Source organism: Flavobacterium sp. 245, from assembly GCF_004362055.1.
In the GTDB taxonomy this organism is placed as follows: Bacteria; Bacteroidota; Bacteroidia; order Flavobacteriales; family Flavobacteriaceae; genus Flavobacterium.
On the sequence record NZ_SNXB01000009.1, the window covers coordinates 178,900 to 198,305 of the forward strand.

Here is a 19,406-nt window from a genome sequence, read left to right on the forward strand (position 1 = left end):
TTAAATTTTCTTAATAATATTATTTAATCGCAACTTTAGCTACAGTTGCTTTTACAGTGTCAATAACCGCTTTAACAGTATCAATTACTTTTGCAGTTGTATCTGTTGTTGGAGCAGCTCCTTCAGCTGGTTTCTCAGCAGCTTTCGCAGCTTTGATATCTTGAGCTAAAGTAGTTTTTTCGCTTAACCATTTTTTATAATCTTCAGGAGTATCAACAACAACTTTCATTTGCATGTTATAGTGAGAAGCTCCACAAATTTTATTACATAATAACAAATAATCAAATGTATAAGGATCTAAAGCTGTACCACCTTTAGCAACTAATTCTGTACTTTTTTCAGCTCTAAGCTTATTGATGTTAGCAACTTTCTCAACCATAAACGGTAATTCTCTATATTCAGCCGTTGTATAAGTTGGGATAAAAGCAAACTCAGTTACCATACCAGGTACACAGTTCATCTGCGCTCTAAAATGAGGCATGTAAGCTGAGTGAAGAACATCTTGAGAACGCATTTTGAAATGCACTTTTTTACCTTTTGGTATATGCAATTCAGTAACTACGATATCATCTTGAGCATTAGGATCAGACATATCAACACCTAAAGTATTAATACCTTCAATTAAACGTACGTTAGCTTTTCCTAAAACATTATCTTGACCAGCATATCTTGCGGTCCATTTAAATTGCTGCGCATATAATTCAATTTCAACTACATCTTCATCCTTATCAACAAACATAATATTGTTCCAAGCATATAATCCGTAAAGAATTAAACAAGCCAAAACTACAGATGGGATGATACTCCAAATTGCCTCAAGTTTATTACTATCTGCAAAAAATAAAGCTTTTCTATCTTTATGTCCTCTATTTTTAAAAGAAAACCAATATAATAAACCTTGAGTAATAACTTGAACTGTAAAAATCAGAACCCAAGTAATATTCATCAAGCTATCTACTAAAATTCCATGCTCAGAAGCAGGAGTATGAAGCGCTAAGTTACCCCATTTCAGTAAACCATAAATAGTAAATATATAAATGAAAGCTAAAAAGCCAAACATAATATATCCTTGAACATTATTATCATTATCTGATGCAACCTGCGAATCGTCAGAAGATGAACCTACCTGAGTAAGATCAAATATCTTCGTCAATTGCCATAATGCAACTGCTAATAAAACTACAACTATAATTACCAACAAACTTGTCATCTGTTTACTTCTTTAAATATTAATAATGAAAATGTTTACTTTCTTCAATGAAAGGATTTCTTTTTGCTAACAAAGGAGCTTTGGTTAATGCAGTAAATACAACAAAAATAAATAAACCTAAGAAGAAAAGAATAGATGCAATTTCAGGAACACCAATAAACCATTTGTCTCCAACTGTACCAGGCATAATCATATTAAAGAAATCAACATAGTGACCTAATAAAATAACAGTACCCGCCATTACAATTACCCAGTTAAGACGCTTGAAATCTGTATTGATTAATATTAGCAATGGGAAAACAAAGTTCATAACTACAGCCCCAAAGAATGGTAAGTTATATAATTGAATTCTTGTTACAAAATAAGTTACCTCTTCTGGAATGTTAGCATACCAGATTAACATGAATTGAGAAAACCATAAATAAGTCCAGAAAACACTGATACCAAACATGAATTTAGCTAAATCGTGAATATGGCTTGTATTTACATATTCTAAATATCCTTTAGATTTTAAATAAATTGTTACCAATGCAATACTTGTAATACCACTTACAAAGAAAGAAGCAAATACATACCATCCGAACAATGTACTGAACCAGTGTGGATCAAATGACATAATCCAGTCCCAAGACATAATAGATTCTGACACAATGAAGAATACTAAGAATCCCGCAGACATTTTAAAATTCTTTTTGTAGTAAAGATCATCGTTAGCCTCATCTTGAGCTAAACAATTTTTTCTAGAATAAATTCTGTAAAGATTCCATCCTAATAAAAATACAAATGCTCTAGCAATCCAAAAAGGGAAATTTAAATAACCCGATTTTCCAGCAATAATTGCATCATAATTTGCACTTTTTGGATCAGTAACTCCTTCTCCAAGCCAAACAAAAATATGATTAAAATGCAATCCGCATAAAACTAATATTATAAAGAAAACTATTGAACCAGCTGGCAAATAAGCAGTAATACCCTGCATTACTCTAAATAAAACTGGAGACCAGCCTGCCTGAGCTACTTGTTGGATAGCATAAAATGCTAAAACCCCCATAGAAAGCAGTAAAAAGAAAATACAAGCCACATATAATGCAGACCAAGGCTTGTTTTGCAATTGGTGTAAAACGTGCTCTAAATGTTTTTCGTGTTCGTCAGCACCAGAAACTTTTGCATGCTCCCCACCTTTGTGTTCTTCGTGTGAAGCTTCAGCAGCTTCATGATGACCTGCTTCTTTATGTGAAGCCTCTGCAGACTCCCCATGCGCAGAACCATGAGCCCCATGAGCATCTGCTGCTAGTATTTTTTCAACTTCTTGAATATCTTTAGGTGCACTTAAAAAACCATACCCAATTCCTAATAGTCCAAGAACCATTAAGATGATAGAAAAAGTTTTTAATTTACTTGAAAATGTATACATATCTATTACGATCAGTTTGTTCAACAATTATAATTGGCTTTTTAGTTTTAGAACATAGTCAGCAACTAACCAACGTTCGTGGGCACTTAATTGATTTGCGTGTGAACCCATTGCATTTAAACCATAAGTCTCAACGTGGAAGATACTTCCTTCAGTAATTACCCTATCTTTATAGCTAGGTACTCCAAGAAATTTTTCTCTTTCAACTAATTTACCTTTACCATTACCAGCCGCACCATGGCAACTGATACAATAAATTTCGAAAAGTTCTTTTCCTTTTCCAGAATTTCTATCTGCTTCAGTTAAAGGCGATTTTAAATTAGCTTTTGCTAACTCATAACCCGCAGTTGAATTTTCATACTCATAAGGTTCAAAACCTCTATTAATAGTTCCTTCAACAGGAAGCTGACCTTCTTTTCCACCTTTAAATATTTTTGCTTCTGCATAAGGCTCATAACCTACAGATTCATACATATTTGGGAAATACTGATAGTTTGGTGCCGAATTATTGTGGCAAGATGAAACTAAAATAGTTATACCAACTAAAAGTGTTATTTTATATATCCTTTTCATAGCTACAATTAATTCTTTTCAATTACTTTAACTTCAACAGCCCCTGTACCTTCGAAGAAAGAAACTAATTCAGCTTCATTATCGTTTACAGCAACTTCCATTAAGAAATGGTCGTCTGTTGTTCTTACATCAGGATTCTCAGCTTGCTTAAATGGCCATAATCTACTTCTCATATAAAAAGTAATTACCATTAAGTGCGCAGCAAAAAATACAGTCATCTCAAACATAATTGGCACAAAAGATGGCATATTTTGAATGAAACTAAAACTTGGTTTTCCACCAATATCCTGTGGCCAGTCATGAATCATAATATAACTCATCATTGTTGTTGCAACAGAAATACCAACACATCCATATAGGAAAGCACAAATTGCTAATCTTGTTGGTGCTAAACCCATGGCTTTATCCAATCCGTGAACTGGGAATGGAGTAAAAACCTCTTCAATATGATGATGAGCAGCTCTGGTTTTCTTTACTGCATCCATCAAAATATCATCGTCATTATAAATGGCGTATATTACTTTATTACTCATGATGTGAATCTTTACTATTTGCTCTTTCTCTAATGTAATTATCTCCTGTTCCTTTCAAAATTGTTTTTACCTCCGCCTGAGCAATTACAGGGAATGTTCTAGAGTATAATAAAAACAATACAAAGAAGAAACCAATCGTTCCGATGAAAATTCCAATATCAACAAATGTTGGTGAGAACATTGTCCAAGAAGATGGAAGGTAATCTCTATGTAAAGAAGTAACAATGATTACGAATCTTTCAAACCACATTCCGATGTTTACAACAATCGAAATAATAAATGAAAACATGATACTTGTTCTTAATTTTTTGAACCACATAAACTGTGGAGAGAAAACGTTACAAGTCATCATTGACCAATATGCCCACCAGTAAGGTCCAGTAGCTCTGTTTAAGAATGCATATTGTTCATATTCTACACCTGAATACCAAGCTACAAATAACTCAGTGATGTAAGCCACACCTACAATCGAACCAGTAATCATAATAATGATGTTCATTAACTCGATATGCTGTAATGTAATATATGCTTCAAGGTTAGAAACTTTTCTCATAACGATCAACAATGTGTTTACCATTGCAAACCCTGAGAATACCGCTCCAGCAACGAAGTATGGAGGGAAGATAGTTGTATGCCATCCTGGAATTACAGAAGTAGCAAAGTCCATAGATACAATCGTGTGTACAGAAAGTACAAGAGGAGTAGCTAAACCAGCTAATACTAAAGATACTTCTTCAAAACGTTGCCAGTCTTTTGCTCTACCGCTCCATCCGAAACTTAAAATCGAATAAACTCTTTTGTTAAATGGAGTTATAGCTCTATCACGAAGCATTGCAAAGTCAGGCAATAAACCAGTCCACCAGAAAACTAATGAAACTGAAAGATAAGTTGAAATTGCAAATACGTCCCATAATAATGGCGAGTTAAAGTTTACCCATAAAGATCCAAATTGATTTGGAATAGGTAAAACCCAATACGCTAACCATGGACGGCCCATGTGGATAATTGGAAATAAACCCGCTTGAACTACTGAGAAAATAGTCATTGCTTCCGCAGAACGGTTAATAGCCATTCTCCAACGTTGACGGAAAAGTAATAGTACTGCAGAAATCAAAGTTCCAGCGTGACCAATACCAACCCACCAAACGAAGTTAGTAATATCCCAAGCCCAGCCAACTGTTTTATTTAATCCCCATGTTCCAATACCGGTAGATACGGTGTAAATTATACAACCTAACCCCCAAAGGAAGGCTATTAATGCGATTGAAAATACAATCCACCATTGTTTATTTGCAGGTCCTTCAACAGGCGCTGCCACATCTACAGTTACATCGTGATAAGATTTATCACCAATAACTAAAGGTTTTCTAATGGGTGCTTCGTAGTGAGACGACATAATCCTTTATATGTTTCTTAATTAATAATTTTACTAAGTATTTCTAACTTTAACGTGGTATACCACATTAGGTTTTGTTCCTACATGCTCCAATAAGTGATAAGATCTTTCATCAGCAGCTAATTTTGCTACTTTACTGTCAGCGTCATTTACATCACCAAATATCATCGCTCCAGAAGAACAAGCACTTGAACAAGCAGTTTGGAATTCACCATCAGCAACTGGGCGACCTTCGTTTTTAGCTTTTAATTTAGTAGCTTGTGTCATTTGAATACACATAGAACATTTTTCCATAACCCCACGAGAACGAACGTTTACGTCTGGATTTAACACCATACGACCTAAATCATCATTCATGTGATAATCGAATTCACTGTTTTTGTTATACAAGAACCAGTTAAAACGACGAACTTTATATGGACAGTTATTTGCACAGTAACGAGTACCAACACATCTGTTATATGCCATGTGGTTTTGACCTTCACGTCCATGAGAAGTCGCTGCAACAGGACAAACTGTTTCACAAGGTGCGTGATTACAGTGCTGACACATTACTGGTTGGAATGCTACTTGTGGATTTTCTCCAGCTTTTTCCATTTCATTGAATGTAGACAATGAACTAGATAAACCAGCAATTCCTTCTTTTCTCTTATTATCACCTTCAAAAGTGCTTTCAGAAGAATAATATCTATCAATACGCAACCAGTGCATATCACGGCTTCTTCTAACTTCAGCTTTACCAACAACAGGTACATTGTTCTCTGCGTGACATGCAATAACACAAGCCCCACATCCAGTACAAGCATTTAAATCAATAGAAAGATTAAAATGATGACCAGTTGAACGATCAAATGATTCCCATAAGTCAACAGTTGTAGCTTCAACTTCTTGATGATCTAAAGATACCATTGGTTTTTCATTCCAATGTTCAGCATCTTGACTATTAAATATTTCAAGAGTAGTTTCTTTAATGATATCTCCTCTACCCATTAATGTCTTTTGCCCTTGAACACAAGCAAACTCATGAACACCATTAGCTTTAGCTAAAGTTATAGACTGAACATTATTAAAGTTTTTATATAAAGAGTACGCATTTAAACCTACTTGCATTTCTTCTTTTAAAGCCGCTTTACGACCATATCCAACTGCAAATCCAATTGTCCCAACAGCTTGCCCAGGCTGAACAATAACCGGAACATTTTCAATTTTCGCACCATCAGCAGTTGTGATTGTAGCATAACTACCATTCAAGCCACCATTAGCAACGATCTCATTTGATAAATCGTATTTTTTAGCATCAGCGTTTGAAACAGTAATATAGTTATCCCAAGAAACTCTTGTGATTGGATCTGGAAACTCTTGCAACCAAGGATTGTTTGCATGCTGACCATCACCCATACCTGTTTTTGTATACAGTACCAATTCAAGTCCCCCAACAGATTTTGATTTAGAAAGTGCACTTGCCGCACCAGCAGAATCAAAAGCTCCACCAGATAAAGCAACCGAACCAGTTACTAAAACACCATCATGTAAAACTTTATTCCAAGAAGAACCAGCAATTAAACTAGCAGAATTAGCTTTAAGGTAATCGTAGAATGTTCCACCAACACCATTTAAAGACAATAAAACATCTTGAAATTGTTTTGTATTAAAGATAGGACGAATTGTTGGCTGCGTTAAGCTGTATGTTCCTTTAGTAATCGCAACATCTCCCCAAGACTCTAAATAATGAGGCGCTGGAGCAGCGATTGTTACAACAGAAGCAGTTTCATCTTCTTTTAAAGAAAAAGCAACAGAAGTTTTTACTTTTTTCAATCCAGATACAAAAGAAGCTGAATCAGCTAATGTGTAAACAGGGTTGATTCCACTCATGATTAAAGTATGAACACTTCCAGCATTCATATCTTTTAACAATTGAGAAACAGCTGCATTAGAACCTTTTCTAATTTGTCTAGTACCAACAGTACTAAAAGCCTCACTTGCTAATTTTTGATTAATTGCCAAAACTAACAACTGAGCATTTTTATCTTCAATTCCAGATACTAAAACTCCTTTTGAACCAGCTGCATTTAATTGCTGAGCAGCTTTTACTACTTCAGCCTTAAAAGCACCATCCAAAGAAACAGGAATAGAAGCCCCTACAATTATGTTATAAATTTGAACTAATGCTTGTTTTTGATCAGCACCAGTCATTGGAACACGTTTATCAGCAGCAGCCCCAGATAATGTCATATTTGATTCAAACTGAAAGTGACGAGACATTTTTCCATTTTGAGGAATACGTCCTTTTGCATATCCAGTATCATATCCTCCACCTTGCCAGTCTCCTAAGAAATCAGCTCCTACAGATACAATTAATGAAGCTTTTGAAAAATCATAATCAACTAATGCTCTTTCACCATAAGCTGTTTCAAATGCATCTAATGCCTCAGAAGAAGAAACTGCATCGTAAACAACATGTTTTGCATTAGGGTTTTTAGCAATAAACTCACCTATCAATTTCTCAGTAGATGGACTCGCTAAAGTATTTGTCAACAATACAACCTGTCCTCCTTTTGATTTAGCATCAGCAAGACTCGCCTTAATTTTCAAATCAACAGCAGACCAACTGCTATTTTTTCCTTCCAATTTAGGTTCTTTCAAACGAGTACTATCATATAATCCTAAGATCGACGCATGAATTCTTGCATTAGCTGCAAATTTAGCACCTTCAATAGTATTGTTTTCAACTTTAATTGGACGACCCTCACGAGTTTTTACCAAAAGGTTTGCAAAATCAAAACCATCAAAAACGGTAGTTGCATAATAATCTGCAACACCAGGAATGATTTGCTCTGGTTGTAAAACATAAGGGATAGACTTGTGCACAGGACCCTCACAAGCAGCAAGTGTAACAGCAGCTGTACTAAATCCTACGTACTTTAAAAAGTCACGACGTGAAGTTCCAGATGAAGCTAAAGCCTCAGCATTTCCTAAGAATTCATCAGTAGGAATTTCTTCAACAAATTCGTTATTTCTAAGCGCCTCAACAATAGAACCATTCTCTAGTTCTTCAACACTTTTCCAGTATTTTTTGTTTGATGACATTGTATATAAATATTAAAATCTTAATAATTCGATTAATAGTGGCATTTACCGCATTCTAAACCTCCCATTTGCGCTGCAGTTAATTTCTCTACACCGTATTTTTTAGAAAGTTCAGCATGAATTTTATCATAGTAAGCGTTTCCTTCCATCTTAACATCAGTTTTTCTGTGGCAATCAATACACCAACCCATTGTTAATTTAGAATATTGCTTCATGATTTCAAATTCCTGTACCGGACCATGACAAGTCTGACACTCAATTCCTGCAACAGAAACGTGTTGTGAGTGATTGAAATATACAAAATCAGGAAGATTATGAATACGAACCCATTTTACAGGCTGTGTTTTTCCAGTATATGCTTGTTTAGTTTTATCCCAACCAACAGCATCGTATAATTTTTGAATTTGAGCATCATAGAACGCTTTGCTGTATTCAGGAGTAGCTGTAGTTTCAGCAACCTCAGAAATATTTTTATGACAGTTCATACAAACATTTAAAGAAGGAATACCTGCAGTTTTACTAACACGAGCAGCAGAGTGACAATATTTACAATTGATTTCGTTATCACCAGCATGAATCTTATGAGAATAGTGAATAGGCTGAATTGGCTCATAATTTTGATCAACACCAACCTGCATTAAATACCCATAAACAAAGTAACCACTTGCTAATAATAAGAAGATCGAAGTAACCAATACTAAGAATTGATTTCTTGCAAACGCTTTCCAAATTGGCAACCTGCCTTCTTTTGGAGCCACTTCAATACCATTATTACTTGCTACTTTTGTTAATACTTTGTTCACCATGAACAACATTACAACCAAAATAGCCATCACAAGAGCAAGAGCTCCTAAAATAACATTATTAGAAATAGCACCGCTCTCTACAGCCGTACCTGGAGGCGTAGCAGCTCCACCAGCTGGAGGCGCAGCAACATCTGCTTTTTTCTCAGAAGTATAAGCAATAATATTATCGATATCACCCTCAGATAATTGAGGAAATGCAGTCATTACCGCCTTGTTGTTTTCTTCAAAAAGCTTAACAGCAGCAGCATCTCCTGACTTAATCATATCAGAACTGTTGTGCACCCACTTGTAGATCCAAGCCATATCATGCTTTTCAGCAACCCCTCTTAACGCAGGACCTGTTGATTTAGCATCTAATTTGTGACATGCAGCGCAATTTGCATTAAATAGTTCTTTCCCTTTTGCTGGATCACCACCCGCAGTTGCTGCAGGAGCAGCAGCTTCAGGCGCCGCAGGAGCAGCAGCATCTTGAGCAAATGAAGTTAGGGAGAAAATCAGCGTTAGCGATAAGCTAAGGAGCAATTTTCTTGAGATCGAATTATGGTTACCCACCTTTTTCATATAGTATAATAATTATCTACTAATTTTTTGGTATGATTTTTACTGTAATAAAGTTGTAAAAACAAATACCCTCTTTTAAAACTTGCACAAAAATACGACTTATGAACTATTCTCAAAACCTTAAAATAGTCTTAAATATCAATTTATATCAATTCTAAATAATATTAAAATTTTCCATACAAACTTTAAATACTATTTTTGCATAAAAACCATCACATTATGAGAATTTTAACCCCTTCAAAAAGAGTTTTCTTAACGCTGACACTATTCACGTTAGCATATAACATTCATGCTCAAGATCAAAATTTAACAGTAAATCAGGACCCAAAATTTGAGCAGTTACTCAATGAGAAACGCAAAATTAACACATCAATAAGTACAAATGACACATACCGAATTCAAATTTTCAGCGGAAAAAGCGAAGAGGCAAAAAAAACGTTATCGGATTTTAGAAGAGAATACAGCAATATTGACGGAACGATCATTTTCAACACTCCAAACTACAAAGTAATTGTTGGAAATTTCAAAACCAGAATTGAAGCAGAACGAAATTTAGCCGATATAAAAAACAGATACAAAAGTGTCTTTTTACTTAAACCAGGCAAATAAATACAGCCACTACAAACAATAAAAAAAGCGAGATTTAATCTCGCTTTTTTTATTACTTAATATCAAAAATACACCCTTATAAAAGTGCCAACTTAGAACTAATTCACCACCTTAATTCCACTAGCCACAAATCGAATTTCTTCTTTTGGAGAAGTAATAGCATTTATTTCGGTTTGGGATTTTTTAGCGTCTTTAGCGTAATGCTTCAACTCATCAACAGAAGTGATTTTTCTCTCTGCGTCGCCTTCTAAAACAACATTTTTCCCTTTTAATGCTGTAGGTACAAAAAAGGCATAATCTTTCATTTTTACAAAAAAAGAAGAACCATTTTCTGTTTTAATAGTCACCCAGCATCCTTTTTTCTCACAAACATCCGTCACTTGTCCTTTTACAGCAACATTTTCAACTTTCTTCTGATCTGTAAATTCATTCTCTAATTTCTTAACCGAGATTGCTTTTTCAACTGCGGCACTAGAAACATCAGAACCATAATAATCCCCCACCACTGCATTACCAGATGGCGGAGCGCTTTTTTCCACAGCTTCCTGGGCAAAAGACAAAGTTGAAATACCAATAAAAAGAACAGCCGTATATATTAATTGTTTCATAATTAAATAATTTTAATCAAAAATAATAAATTTTAAACAAATAAAACATACCAAAAAACCATAGCGCACCCTAAAATATAATCATAAAAAAAGCCTCAATTAAAATTGAGGCTTTAAATATATTAATTGAAAATTATTTCAATTTCTTTTTTATTGCAACTTCGTGGTATGCCTCAATAACATCTCTTTCTTCGATGTCATTAAATCCTTTTATCTGAATACCACAATCATATCCTTTCGATACTTCTTTAACATCATCTTTGAATCGTTTTAAAGCAACAAGTTCACCAGTATGAACAACAACTCCTTCCCTGATAACTCTAATCTTAGAACTTCTCAAGATTTTACCATCTGTTACCATACAACCAGCGATTGATCCAACTTTAGAAATTTTGAAAATTTCACGAATTTCAGCAGTACCTAAAACTTCTTCTTTCATTTCAGGAGCTAACATTCCTTCCATTGCATCTTTCAAGTCATCGATTGCTGCATAAATAATAGAATAGTAACGGATATCGATTTCTTCTTTATCTGCAAGTTGTCTTGCATTTCCTGCAGGACGAACGTTAAATCCGATAATAATTGCATCTGAAGCAGAAGCCAAGTTAACATCGGTTTCAGTAATCGCACCAACACCTTTATGGATAATATTAATTTGAACTTCTTCTGTAGAAAGTTTAGAGAACGAATCCGATAAAGCTTCAACAGATCCATCAACGTCCCCTTTAAGAATTACGTTTAATTCTTTAAACTGACCAAGAGCAATACGACGTCCAATTTCATCAAGTGTAATATGTCGTTGTGTACGTACCGACTGTTCACGCATTAATTGAGAACGTTTAGCAGCAATTTGCTTCGCTTCTTTTTCGTCTTCAAAAACATTGAATTTATCACCCGCAGTTGCTGCACCATCTAAACCTAAAACCGAAACTGGAGTTGAAGGACCTGCTTCTAAAACAGTATGCCCTCTTTCATCGTGCATCGCTTTAACTTTACCATGATGTTTTCCTGCCAGCATGTAATCTCCAACTTTTAATGTTCCGTGTTGAACTAAAATTGTTGACACATACCCTTTTCCTTTATCTAAGAAAGCTTCAACAACTGTTCCTTGAGCCGCTTTATTTGGATTAGATTTTAAATCTAAAATTTCTGCTTCCAATAAAACCTTCTCTAATAATTCTTTTACACCCGTTCCAACTTTCGCAGAAATATCATGTGACTGAATTTTTCCACCCCAATCTTCAACAAGTAAATTCATACTAGCCAAACGCTCTTTGATTTTCTCAACATTAGCATTTGGTTTATCAATTTTATTGATTGCAAATATAATTGGCACCCCTGCAGCTTGTGCATGAGAAATTGCCTCTTTTGTTTGTGGCATGATATCATCATCTGCCGCTACTACAATAATAGCGATATCAGTAACCTGAGCTCCACGTGCACGCATCGCAGTAAACGCCTCGTGACCCGGTGTATCTAAGAATGCGATTTTTTGACCGTTATCTAAAGTTACTCCGTAAGCTCCAATGTGTTGCGTAATACCTCCAGATTCACCTGCAATAACATTTTCTTTACGAATATAATCCAATAAAGATGTTTTACCGTGGTCAACGTGACCCATTACAGTAACAATTGGCGCTCTAACTACTAGATCTTCTTCTCTATCTTCAACTACCGCAATAGCTTCTTCGATATCAACAGTAATGAACTCAACTTCAAAACCAAACTCATCAGCAACGATAGTCAATGTTTCAGCATCTAAACGCTGATTCATTGTAACCATAATTCCAAGTGACATACAAGTTCCAATTACCTTAGTAATTGGCACATCCATCATGATCGCAATTTCACCTACAGTAACAAATTCAGTAACTTTAATAGTTTTACTTCCTTCGTCAAGCGCTCTTTGCTCATCATCAGATTTCTGACGGTGTGTTTCTCTTTTATCTCTTCTATATTTAGCCGCTTTAGATTTCCCCCCTTTACCTTGAAGTTTTTCAAGAGTCTCTCTAATTTGGTTTTTTACTTCTTCTTCCGTTGGCTCTACTTTTGCAACAATTGCTGGACGGTTTCCTTTTACAAAACCAGGTCTTGAACTTCTGTTAGCATTAAAACCTCCTCCTCCAGTATTTGGAGTAATTTTATTAGGATTTGGGGTTCCTGGCGCATTTCCTGTTGCAGGTTTTGGTGCACCCGGCGCACCCGGTTTAGGAGCGATTCTTTTACGCTTATTTTTATTGGCGTTGTTATTGTTTCCAGCTCCTGGAACTCCAGGTTTATTTGGAGTAATTTTTGGATCCTCTTTTTTCTTTTTAGGCTTATTAAATTGAGATAAATCAATTGTTTGCCCTGTAAGAGTAGTTCCAGATAATTTTTGATATTGAGTAGTGATAGTCTCTTCGGCAGTTGCAGGATCTGTTGAAACAATAGGCTCCTGAGCCGTTTTAGCATTCTCACTTTTCACTTCTTTTTTCTCAGTAATAATAGGCTTTTCCACCTTTTTCTCTTCAGAAACTACAGGAGCAACTGGCTCTGGCTGTACAATTTCTTTTTCAACAGGTTTTTCTGGCTGAGCAGGAGTAACAACTGCTTTTGGCTCACTAGTTTTAACTGGTTCCTCAACAGGAGCAGAAACTGCAGGTTTCTTTGGATTCAAATCAATTTTACCAACTTGAACAGGCCCGGTTACAACAGCTCTCGCTTTTATGATCTCTTGTTGTTTTTGGCGTTCCTCATCTTGTCTGCGTTTGTCCTCAATTTCTTTCTCACGCTCAACACGCAATGCTTCTTTTTCTTTTCTTTTCTCTTCTCCTACCTCTTTAGAAGCTTCCTTATTCCCCTTATCGCCCGCAAATTGGCTCTGCAGAATATTAAATTCGCTATCAGAAATTTTAGCGTTTGGATTTGCATCAATAGCAATTCCTTTATCTTTTAGATAATCAACAGCTCTTTCTAATGAGATATTTAATTCCCTTAAAACCTTGTTTATTCTTATTACTCTCTCTTCAGACATATAACCTTTTTATTATTACCTTTTTCGTTGTGTTGTTAGAGCAGATGCCGCTATTTTCTAGCTATCAAACTCTTCTTTTAGTATTTTCATAACGTCTAGAATTGTTTCCTCTTCTAAATCTGTTCTTCTTACTAAATCTTCTACTTCTTGTTTCAAAATACTTTTTGCAGTATCCAAACCTATTTTAGCAAATTCCTCGATAACCCATTCTTCGATTTCATCAGAGAACTCTGTTAATTCAACATCGTCTTCATCAGCTACAGTACCAGCAACATCGCCTTCACGAATAACATCTAACTCATAACCAGTTAATTGACCAGCTAATTTAATGTTATGCCCACCTCTACCAATTGCTTTAGAAACCTCTTCTAATTTCAAGAAAACTTCAGCTCTTTTGTTTTCTTCATCAATCTTGATTGAAGAAACTTTTGCAGGACTCAAAGCTCTTGTAATAAACAACTGAATGTTGTTTGTATAATTGATTACGTCGATATTTTCGTTTCCTAGCTCACGAACAATTCCGTGAATACGAGAACCTTTCATACCTACGCAAGCTCCAACCGGATCAATTCTATCATCATAAGAATCTACCGCTACTTTTGCTTTTTCACCAGGAATACGCACTACATTTTTAACTGTAATTAAACCGTCAAATACTTCAGGAATTTCTTGTTCAAATAATTTTTCTAAAAACTTTTCAGAAGTTCTAGACATAATGATTTGAGGCTTATTCCCTTTTAATTCAACGCTTTCAATGATACCACGAACATTATCTCCTTTACGGAAAAAGTCAGACGGAATTTGTTTTTCTTTTGGAAGCACGATTTCGTTCCCTTCGTCATCAACCAAGATAACTACTCTAGGACGTACGTGGTGCACTTCTGCAGTATAAATATCACCAATAATATCTTTAAATTGCTTGTAAAGATTTGTATTATCGTGTTCGTGAATTTTAGATATTAAGTTTTGACGCAAAGCCAAAATAGCTCTTCTTCCTAAATCAATCAATTTAACCTCTTCAGAAACTTCTTCGCCAATTTCAAAATCCGCTTCAATCATTCTTGCTTCAGTCAAAGTAATCTCTTCGTTTTCAAAATCTAGGTCTTCGTCAGCAACGATTACTCTTCTTCTCCAGATCTCCATATCACCTTTATCAGGATTTATAATGATATCGAAGTTTTCATCAGAACCGTATTTTTTCTTTAATGCATTTCTAAACACGTCCTCTAAAATTGCCATAAGCGTTACACGATCAATAAGTTTATTATCTTTAAACTCTGAGAATGAATCGATTAATGCTAAATTTTCCATGCGAATTCTTTAATTAAAATGTTACTGTAACAATTGCCTCTTTAATTTCTGTATAAGGTATTTGTTGCTCTTTTTGAACTGTTTCTTTTCCTTTTCCTACTTTTTTTGGTTCTCTTGCTTTCCAAGACAAAATTATAAAAACATCGTTAGCTTCTACTAACTCTGCTTCAATTTTTTCATTATTTGTAGTAACAATCAACGTTCTACCAATATTTTTTTTGTATTGTCTTGTCATTTTCAAAGGAGATCCTACTCCAACAGATGCTACTTCAAGCGAAAAATCCTGCTCTTCACGATCAAGATTATTCTCAATTGCACGACTAATATCAATACAATCCTGTAGCGCCACTCCACTATCTCCGTCTAAACCAACACTAATTTTAAAAGAATCTGAAACCGACAAATCAATCAAAAAGATCGATGGCTTTTCCAGAAGAGCTTCTTCAATTAATCCGTTTACTTTCTCTTTAAATGTCATAATTTTATAAAAAGAGGGGACACTTAGTCCCCTCATTATTTAGATTTTAATAAATAACGATGCAAATATAGTGATTTTTTTATAAATCAAATAAAATTGATTGCTCTAAAAATATTTCTTATCTTTATAGTAGCATTAAAATAACAGATTACCCAAATAATTTAACCCAAAAAATTATGAAACGAATTCTAGTTCCTACTGATTTTTCAGAACATGCTGAAGACGCTTTAAAAGTTGCCGCGCAAATTGCTAAAAAAAATGATTCAGAAATCATCATTTTACATATGCTTGAATTGCCGCACCAAATGAATGACGCCATCCTTGGCGGAGCAAGCATCCCCGAAACCATGCTTTTTATGAAAAAGGCAAATGAAATGCTTGACGCAATATCATCAAAACCTTATTTGGACGGAATTTCTGTGACCGAAATTGTAAAAATGGACAAACCAATTCATGGAATTAAACAAGTAAGCCAAGATTATGAAGTTGATCTAATCATTATGGGATCTCACGGCTCGTCTGGCGTTGAGGAACTTTTAATAGGCTCTAACACTGAAAAAGTAGTTCGAAATTCTGAAATCCCTGTTTTAGTAATCAAAAAAGATATCTCTAATTTTAAAGTCGATGACATTGTTTTTGCTTCTGATTTCTCTGAAGAAACAAAAGCACCATTTGAAAAACTGCTGAATTTTATCAAATTCTTTAATTCCAAAATTCATCTTGTTACAATCTGCACACCAAATAGCTTTAAGCCAACACATGTTATTCAAAAAGCAATGAATGAATTTGTAACGCAGTTTAATATCACCAATTACTCGACACATATTTACAACGATACTAATATTGAAAAAGGCATTATCAATTTCTCCAACAGCATAAATGCCGATATTATCGGAATGTGCACACATGGCCGAACTGGTTTTGCCCACTTTTTTAACGGAAGCATAAGCGAAGGATTAGTAAATCATGCTGTACGACCTGTTATCACTTTAAAGATTTAAACAAATAAAAAATCATTTTACAAAAATCGTCTTTCATCTGGAAGATGATTTTTTTTTATCAATTCAATTTCAAAAGATGAGCTTTACAACAAAGTTAATTTGAACTTCACAACAAAGTCACACACCTTATTAATTCTGAAATTTGTCAAATAAAAATTCATTAAATCACACAACATGAAAACAATAGACAAAATTTACATTAATGGGGAATTTATTTCACCAAAAGGAACAGAATATTTTGACCTTATAAGCCCAACAACAAATGAAAAACTAGGAAAAGTACGCTTAGGAAATACAGAAGACACTCAAAATGCAATAAACGCCGCCAAAAAAGCTTTTAAAACCTTTTCAAAAACTACTATTTCAGAAAGAATTCAATACTTAAAAAACATCCAAGCTTCAATTGAAAAAAGAAAAACAGACTTCATTAATATAATGATCGAAGAATATGGAGGTACTTTTCAATTTGCTTCAATAAGTTACGAATACATGCTAAAAGGCTTTGATTCAGCGATCAGCTTATTAAACTCTTATAAATTTACCAAAACCATGGGAGAATCTGAAGTTCAAATGACTCCGATTGGCGTTGTCGGAATTATCATTCCTTGGAACTCAAGCAACGGTTTTATTAGCAGTAAATTATCAACAGCAATTGCAGCAGGATGCACCACCGTAATCAAACCGAGTGAAATGAGCGCGCAGCAAACGCAACTAATGACAGAATGCCTTCATGACGCACAGCTTCCAAAAGGCCTTGTAAATATTGTAAATGGCTTGGGCGAAATAGTTGGCGCAGAAATAAGTCGCAATCCAGATATTGCAAAAATTTCTTTTACAGGATCTACAACTGTTGGAAAAATTATTGCAAAAGAAGCCGTTGACACAATGAAACGTGTTACTCTGGAACTTGGAGGAAAATCACCAAATATCATTTTAGATGATGCAGATTTTTCGAAAGCAATTCCGCTTGCCATAAGCGCCGCATTCATGAATAGCGGACAAGCCTGCATTGCCGGAACAAGATTATTGATTCCCGAAAGCAAGCTAGAAGAAACCAAAAGTCTTATCAAAGAAATCATTTCAAACACAATTGTTGGAAACCCCAAAAAACCAACTACTGCAGTAGGCCCAATGGTGAGCACAAAACAATTCAATCGCGTTCAACACTACATTCAAATTGGAATTAATGAAGGTGCAGAAATTTTAGTTGGAGGATTAGGAAAGCCCGAAGGTTTAGAAAAAGGAAATTTTGTGAAACCAACCGTTTTTATAAACGCAAACAATAAAATGCGCATTGCCAGAGAAGAAATATTTGGTCCCGTTTTAACCATCATAACTTACAAAACAGATGAAGAAGCAGTTGAAATTGCCAACGACACGACTTATGGATTACAAGCTTACGTAAGTTCTGCAAGCAACGAAAGAGCTCACTTTATCGCTTCGCAGATTAATGCAGGACGCGTTCAAATAAATGGAATTGGACACGACCCGTTAGCTCCTTTCGGCGGCTTCAAACAATCTGGAATTGGGCGAGAATTTGGAACAATTGGACTTGAAGCTTATTTAGAACCAAAAGCATTAATTCAGCCAAAATAATCATTTGAGATCCGGAATTCTTTTCATAAAAAGATTTTCCGGATCTTTTAGTAATTTTACAATATGACTACAAAAGCAAATCCAAAACCTAAAATACTTTATTCCTGCTATTACGCACGCAGCCGAGAAGGAGAACATTTTATTCCGGAACATGTTTTTAGCTATCAAATTTCAGGCGAAATGACAGCATCAGACAGCAAAAACACTTATCATTCAAAAGCTGGAGATTTTCGTTTCAGCAAAAGAAATCATTTGGCAAAGTTCACGAAGATCCCACCAGAAGATGGAGAATTTAAAACAATTTCTCTTTTTTTAGACCAGGAAATTCTTCGCGAAATAAGCAAAGAATATGATTTTAAGATCAACAAAAAAGCCGATTCAGAAGCTATGATTACTCTGGCTCCAAATCCTCTTTACAAATCTTTCATGGAATCATTGATCTCCTATCTTGAAGTTGATCAAGAAAACAACGAAGCTTTATTTAATTTAAAAATAAAAGAAGCAGTTCATCTTTTATTGAAAGTAAATCCAGAACTAAAAGACATTTTATTTGATTTTAATGAACCTGGAAAAATTGACATTGAAGCTTTTATGAATAAAAATTTTCACTTTAATGTGCACCTGCATCGTTTTGCTTATCTCACAGGACGCAGTTTAGCGACATTCAAAAGAGATTTTCAGAAAACATTTCAGCAGACACCTGGAAAATGGCTATTGAACAAAAGACTTCAGGAAGCTTATTATTTAATTAGCCAAGGCAATTCCCCATCAGAAGTTTATATTGGGGTTGGATTTGAAGATTTATCGCATTTTTCATTCTCTTTTAAAAAGAAATTCGGAATAGTTCCTTCTTCTTTAAAAGAAAAATAACAGCTTACAAACCAACCAAGCTACTTAATAAAAACCTATTATTATAACCGCATAAAAAAAGCCCCTCATTTCTGAGAGGCTTTATGTTGGTCTACTAGGACTCGAACCTAGAAAGACTGCACCAAAAACAGTTGTGTTACCATTACACCATAGACCAGCAGAGCTGTTAAGCGGGTGCAAAATTAGAACTTTATTTAGTATATGCAAATTTTTTAAGAAAACTTTTTTACATAAAAAAAGCCTCTCATTTCTGAGAGGCTTTATGTTGGTCTACTAGGACTCGAACCTAGAAAGACTGCACCAAAAACAGTTGTGTTACCATTACACCATAGACCAGCAG

The 19,406-nt window shown here is 34.9% G+C and carries 15 protein-coding genes and 2 tRNA genes; 4 read left to right on the forward strand and 13 right to left on the reverse strand.

Features of this window, described 5'->3' with window-relative positions:
• Nucleotides 1-19: 19 nt before the first annotated feature.
• From EV145_RS17185 to EV145_RS17215, 7 genes are read right to left on the reverse strand one after another with little or no spacing between them, the layout of a single operon-like run.
• Nucleotides 20-1,210, reverse strand: a complete 1,191-nt coding sequence (locus EV145_RS17185) for a cytochrome c oxidase subunit II (RefSeq protein WP_133526425.1) — start codon at nt 1,208-1,210, stop codon at nt 20-22.
• 19 nt (nt 1,211-1,229) lie between these two features.
• Entirely contained in the window at nt 1,230-2,624 is a 1,395-nt protein-coding gene (locus tag EV145_RS17190) for a DUF4779 domain-containing protein (RefSeq protein WP_133526426.1), read from the reverse strand.
• Between the two features lie 27 nt (nt 2,625-2,651).
• Nucleotides 2,652-3,197 (reverse strand): c-type cytochrome, encoded by a 546-nt coding sequence (locus EV145_RS17195; protein ID WP_133526427.1) that lies wholly within the window; start codon nt 3,195-3,197, stop codon nt 2,652-2,654.
• A gap of 8 nt (nt 3,198-3,205) precedes the next feature.
• Complete coding sequence (locus tag EV145_RS17200; RefSeq protein WP_025572651.1) at nt 3,206-3,730, reverse strand: DUF3341 domain-containing protein; 525 nt, start codon at nt 3,728-3,730, stop codon at nt 3,206-3,208.
• The gene (nrfD, locus tag EV145_RS17205) at nt 3,723-5,126 is read right to left on the reverse strand and encodes an NrfD/PsrC family molybdoenzyme membrane anchor subunit (protein WP_008466839.1); all 1,404 of its coding nucleotides are present in this window, start codon (nt 5,124-5,126) and stop codon (nt 3,723-3,725) included. Before nrfD ends, EV145_RS17200 begins: the two co-directional genes overlap by 8 nt.
• A 33-nt stretch (nt 5,127-5,159) precedes the next feature.
• Nucleotides 5,160-8,213 (reverse strand): TAT-variant-translocated molybdopterin oxidoreductase, encoded by a 3,054-nt coding sequence (locus EV145_RS17210; RefSeq protein ID WP_133526428.1) that lies wholly within the window; start codon nt 8,211-8,213, stop codon nt 5,160-5,162.
• A 32-nt stretch (nt 8,214-8,245) separates the two neighbouring features.
• Nucleotides 8,246-9,580 (reverse strand): c-type cytochrome, encoded by a 1,335-nt coding sequence (locus tag EV145_RS17215; protein ID WP_133526429.1) that lies wholly within the window; start codon nt 9,578-9,580, stop codon nt 8,246-8,248.
• 219 nt (nt 9,581-9,799) lie between these two features.
• Here EV145_RS17215 and EV145_RS17220 point away from each other — a divergent pair, with 219 nt between their 5' ends.
• Nucleotides 9,800-10,189 carry an SPOR domain-containing protein gene (locus EV145_RS17220; RefSeq protein ID WP_133526430.1) on the forward strand — a complete coding sequence of 130 codons (390 nt, stop codon included), beginning with the start codon at nt 9,800-9,802 and terminating at the stop codon, nt 10,187-10,189.
• A 98-nt stretch (nt 10,190-10,287) separates the two neighbouring features.
• Here the strand turns inward: EV145_RS17220 and EV145_RS17225 are convergent, their stop codons facing one another.
• From EV145_RS17225 to rimP, 4 genes are all read right to left on the reverse strand, one after another.
• Nucleotides 10,288-10,797, reverse strand: coding sequence for a DUF4920 domain-containing protein (locus EV145_RS17225; RefSeq protein WP_133526431.1), 510 nt, complete (start codon nt 10,795-10,797; stop codon nt 10,288-10,290).
• A gap of 133 nt (nt 10,798-10,930) precedes the next feature.
• Nucleotides 10,931-13,810, reverse strand: coding sequence for a translation initiation factor IF-2 (gene infB / locus EV145_RS17230; RefSeq protein ID WP_133526432.1), 2,880 nt, complete (start codon nt 13,808-13,810; stop codon nt 10,931-10,933).
• Nucleotides 13,811-13,867: 57 nt separating this feature from the next.
• Nucleotides 13,868-15,121 carry a transcription termination factor NusA gene (gene nusA, locus EV145_RS17235; RefSeq protein WP_133526433.1) on the reverse strand — a complete coding sequence of 418 codons (1,254 nt, stop codon included), beginning with the start codon at nt 15,119-15,121 and terminating at the stop codon, nt 13,868-13,870.
• Nucleotides 15,122-15,134: 13 nt separating this feature from the next.
• Nucleotides 15,135-15,599, reverse strand: coding sequence for a ribosome assembly cofactor RimP (rimP, locus tag EV145_RS17240; protein ID WP_166638479.1), 465 nt, complete (start codon nt 15,597-15,599; stop codon nt 15,135-15,137).
• Nucleotides 15,600-15,775: 176 nt separating this feature from the next.
• Between rimP and EV145_RS17245 the strand changes: the two genes are divergently transcribed.
• The 3 genes from EV145_RS17245 (at nt 15,776) to EV145_RS17255 (ending at nt 19,066) form a co-directional block, all read left to right on the forward strand.
• Complete coding sequence (locus tag EV145_RS17245) at nt 15,776-16,600, forward strand: universal stress protein (RefSeq protein ID WP_133526435.1); 825 nt, start codon at nt 15,776-15,778, stop codon at nt 16,598-16,600.
• A 174-nt stretch (nt 16,601-16,774) separates the two neighbouring features.
• On the forward strand, nt 16,775-18,196 hold the full coding sequence (locus EV145_RS17250) for an aldehyde dehydrogenase family protein (protein WP_133526436.1): 1,422 nt from the start codon (nt 16,775-16,777) through the stop codon (nt 18,194-18,196).
• A gap of 63 nt (nt 18,197-18,259) precedes the next feature.
• Entirely contained in the window at nt 18,260-19,066 is an 807-nt protein-coding gene (locus tag EV145_RS17255) for a helix-turn-helix domain-containing protein (RefSeq protein WP_133526437.1), read from the forward strand.
• 86 nt (nt 19,067-19,152) lie between these two features.
• Here the strand turns inward: EV145_RS17255 and EV145_RS17260 are convergent.
• Nucleotides 19,153-19,223 (reverse strand) — tRNA-Gln (locus EV145_RS17260).
• 108 nt (nt 19,224-19,331) lie between these two features.
• Nucleotides 19,332-19,402, reverse strand: a tRNA-Gln gene (locus EV145_RS17265).
• Between the last annotated feature and the right edge of the window lie 4 nt (nt 19,403-19,406).